A 3432-nucleotide genomic window follows, 5' to 3' on the forward strand; every position below is an offset into this window, starting at 1 on the left:
GGCCGTTGGCGCTTTCGAGGAAGCTGCGCAGGCCGTCGCCGACGCCAAGCTGGCTGTCGAAGGCGTCGCAGCCCGACAGCATGATGCCGGAAAGGCCGAGGCTGGCCGAGGTCAGGAACTTTCTTCGGCTTATCTCTAGCTTGGGGCTGATCTCAAATTTCGCCATGTCAGGCACTCCTCTCTGGCGCTTTGTCGCCATGTGCCGGCGGGTCGGTTCGGTACCAGCCGGTGATGATGGAGCGCAGCTCGTTGATCGGGCCGGCGGCGAGGATCATCAGGATGTGGATAATGAAGAAGGCGACGAGCAGCAGCATCACCGTGAAGTGGATGGTGCGCGCTGTCTGCCGGCCGCCGAGCAGGTCGTTGAGGAATGGCAGCACCGAATCCATGCTCGGCGACATGGCAAGGCCGGTGATGATCATCAGCGGCAGCAGCACGAACAGCACGCCGCCATAGGCCATCTTCTGCAACGTGTTGTATTCGCGCTTGTGGTGGAATCTGAGCCTGGCGTGCTCGACGATGTCTCGCGGCAGCCGCCTGATATCGTCGAGGCGCGGGGCAAGATCGCGCCGCAAATGGCCGTTGATCAGGCTGGCGACCAGCCAGACCAGCAGCGTGGTGGTCAGCACCCAGGCAAAGAAGAAATGAACGACGCGCGCGGTGCCGAGATCGTAGTAGGAAGGGATCGTTGCCCAGGACGGGAAGGCGCGGGAGGTCTCCTGGCCGGCCGGACCCGACCAGCCTAGTACGCCGGTGGTATCGAAGCGCTTGCCGAAGATTTCGGTGTAGCCGCGCGGGCCGCTTGCGGTGTTCTCGGCGCCGATGGCGAAGATGGTGTTGTTGTAGCCAAAGCCCGACTCCTTGCCGATGTAGAGCTGCGGACGGGCGTTAAATATTTGCAGACCGGAAAGCAGCATGAAGAACAGCGCGATCGCCCACAGCCAATGCGTCAGCCGTGTCCAGCGCGACTGGCGATAGATCAGCGTCGCATCCGTCGAAGCAGCGCTATCTGCTCCGGTGCTGGCTTCGCCTCTGGCAACCGATTCCATATCTTCCTTGCCTCCCTGCCAAGCGGTTCCGCATGGCCTGTCAGATCTCTTCTCCTCCCAATACGTCGCCAGCTTAAGCGATGTTTCACCCGATCACGGATTTATTACGGACTGCCGAGGCTGACGGCGAGATTGACCGCGGCTGCCACGATGACCGTGTTGAAGAAGAACGACAGGATCGAATGCACAAGCACGACACGGCGCATTTGCGAGGTCGTGATGTTGGTGTCGGCGGTTTGCGCCGTCATGCCGATCACTGTCGCAAAATAGAGGAAATCCGAGCCTTCCGGCCGTTTGCCGCCCGGGAAGTCGAGGCCGCCGACCGGAATTTTCTTTTTGGTGTCGCCATCCATCGCATCGCCGTCCAACCAATAGAGATGCGCGTAGTGAAGCGCCGCCATCGCATGAATGGTCAACCAGCCAAGCGGGATAGACAACAACGCCACCGTAAGCTCGACGGGATCCGCGCTCTTCTCCCTGTTGATCAATTGAAACAATGAGATGATGGCAATTGCGACTACAACCAAGGTGACAGCGAAGATGGCCAGCACCGGCAGGTCCGTGTCGCCTGCATTCTTGCGCAAATAGCTGCCGGTAAGCCGCGGCATGTGGGCGACGACAAGACAGAGATAGGCGGCAAAGAACACATTGGCGCCGATCGAATAGGCAAGCGGCGCGCGCCAGATCAGCGCCGCGCCAAAGGCTGCCACGCCGATGCAGGCCGACAGCGCGAACGGCGTGTGGCGTTGCATGGGTATCTTGGTGGGGGTACCGATCGTCATGGTTTCAGTCCGCTGAGGCGGATTTCAGCGCCCGCCGCAAGATGCGGTCAAGCTCGCCCAGGAATCGCGAGCGATCCTGCGGCGCGAAGCTCGAATTGTAGCCCTTGCTTTCGCCGGTCTCGCGCCGGTGCTGCTTGAGGTCGCGCATCGCCACCGCCATGCCGATCGTCTCCGGCGTAAACGGGCGCCCGGTCGGGCCGAGTACATGGGCGCCAAGTGCCACTGCACGCGCGGCAAGCGGGATGTCGGCGGTCACCACGATGTCGTTGGGCCGGGCATTTTCGACGATCCAGTCGTCGGCGGCGTCGGCGCTCTTGGAGACGACGACATTGCGGATCATCGGATCGCGCGATGGACGCAAGCCGCCATTGGAGACGAAGGTGACGACGATGCCGTGCCGCTCGGCGACTTTTTCGACCTCGGCCTTCACCGGGCAGGCATCGGCATCGACGAGAATAGCGGGTGCGGGCATCGTTGTTCCAAATGCGAAAGAGCCGGGCGACGTCGCCCGGCTCGATCGATGATAGTCGAGCGGCTACTAGGCCGGCAACGCGCCGGACCTCTTCGCCGTCCAGGTGGCGATAAAATCCATCAGGCCGGGATTGAGGCAATCATAAGGCTCGAGCCCGATCGACCTCAGCTGGGACCTTATGCCGTCCATGCGGCTCGGATCGACACCGGATTCGATGATCGACGAGACAAAGGCGGTGAAGCCCGGAGGCGACCAGCCATCCTCCTGGAAGCGTTCCGGATGGATGAAGGACAGCCCCTTGAACGCATGGTCGCGCTCGACCGGGCCGTGCATGTGGACGCCGCAGCCCGTGCAGGCATGGCGCAGGATCAGCGCGCCCGGATCGACCACCTTCAGCTTGTCGCCATTTTCGGTCACCGTCACGTCGCCCGTACCGGCAACCGCCACGACCGAGAACAGTGCGCCTTCCGGCTTCCAGCATTTGGTGCAGCCGCAGGCATGGTTGTGGGCGATCTGGCCCTTGACCTTCACCTTGACCGGCTTGCTGGTGCAGGCGCAGACCAGCGTCCCGCCGGCAAAGTCGGCCTTTTGCCTGGGCAATCCATTGTCGATTTTAGGATGCAGTTTTTCCGGCATTTTTGTCTCCTCCCTTGGTTCTATGCTGGTTCCGTTTCGATTACCGCTTCATTCTCCATACGGTGTTCTTGCTTGACGCGCTCAACCACCTTGAGCGCTTTGCTCCGATATGTATCGCGCACGAGAAACGATATTTCTTCTCTGCCGCGGTCGATCTCATCGAGGTCGATGCGAACGCGGTTGTTATTCCTAAGCGCTACCCAAAGATGTTCGCCGAATTGCCAGCTCTGCATACTGAGCGACTCGCTGAAATTCGGATATCGGATCCGAACCCGGATCAGTACCTCCTTCAATAGACTACCACGCTCCTGATCGACTTGCCTTCATGCATAAGGTCAAAGCCCCTGTTGATGTCCTCGAGCTTCAGCGTGTGGGTGATCATCGGATCGATCTCGATCTTGCCATCCATGTACCAGTCGACGATCTTCGGCACGTCGGTGCGGCCGCGCGCGCCGCCGAAGGCGGTGCCCATCCAGGTGCGGCCGGTGACCAG

Annotated in this window: 5 protein-coding genes and 2 pseudogenes; all 7 read right to left on the reverse strand. The window is 61.0% G+C overall.

What is annotated here, in order from left to right:
* A pseudogene (locus E5W70_RS27125) lies at nt 1–166 on the reverse strand (molybdopterin oxidoreductase); the annotation flags it as partial.
* A 1-nt stretch (nt 167) separates the two neighbouring features.
* Nucleotides 168–1049 (reverse strand): cytochrome b/b6 domain-containing protein, encoded by an 882-nt coding sequence (locus tag E5W70_RS27130; RefSeq protein ID WP_292664264.1) that lies wholly within the window; start codon nt 1047–1049, stop codon nt 168–170.
* 104 nt (nt 1050–1153) lie between these two features.
* Nucleotides 1154–1831 (reverse strand): DUF1345 domain-containing protein, encoded by a 678-nt coding sequence (locus E5W70_RS27135; RefSeq protein WP_292664266.1) that lies wholly within the window; start codon nt 1829–1831, stop codon nt 1154–1156.
* A gap of 4 nt (nt 1832–1835) precedes the next feature.
* Nucleotides 1836–2303: a YaiI/YqxD family protein gene (locus E5W70_RS27140; RefSeq protein WP_292664268.1), complete on the reverse strand. Its 468-nt coding sequence runs from the start codon at nt 2301–2303 to the stop codon at nt 1836–1838.
* 66 nt (nt 2304–2369) lie between these two features.
* Nucleotides 2370–2939, reverse strand: coding sequence for an S-(hydroxymethyl)glutathione synthase (gfa, locus tag E5W70_RS27145; protein ID WP_292664270.1), 570 nt, complete (start codon nt 2937–2939; stop codon nt 2370–2372).
* 20 nt (nt 2940–2959) lie between these two features.
* Entirely contained in the window at nt 2960–3232 is a 273-nt protein-coding gene (locus tag E5W70_RS27150; RefSeq protein ID WP_292664272.1) for a hypothetical protein, read from the reverse strand.
* Nucleotides 3229–3432 (reverse strand): annotated as a pseudogene (locus E5W70_RS27155) (S-(hydroxymethyl)glutathione dehydrogenase); the annotation flags it as partial. The pseudogene E5W70_RS27155 and the gene E5W70_RS27150, both read right to left, overlap by 4 nt.

Origin of the sequence: Mesorhizobium sp. (genome assembly GCF_005063415.1) — a bacterium.
GTDB lineage: Bacteria > Pseudomonadota > Alphaproteobacteria > Rhizobiales > Rhizobiaceae > Mesorhizobium.

What these genes read in the sequence shown, in the direction of transcription:
- E5W70_RS27130 (WP_292664264.1), bottom strand. Translation starts at nt 1,049, where the DNA reads ATGGAATCGGTTGCCAGAGGCGAAGCCAGCACCGGAGCAGATAGCGCT.
- E5W70_RS27135 (WP_292664266.1), bottom strand. Translation starts at nt 1,831, where the DNA reads ATGACGATCGGTACCCCCACCAAGATACCCATGCAACGCCACACGCCG.
- E5W70_RS27140 (WP_292664268.1), bottom strand. Translation starts at nt 2,303, where the DNA reads ATGCCCGCACCCGCTATTCTCGTCGATGCCGATGCCTGCCCGGTGAAG.
- gfa (WP_292664270.1), bottom strand. Translation starts at nt 2,939, where the DNA reads ATGCCGGAAAAACTGCATCCTAAAATCGACAATGGATTGCCCAGGCAA.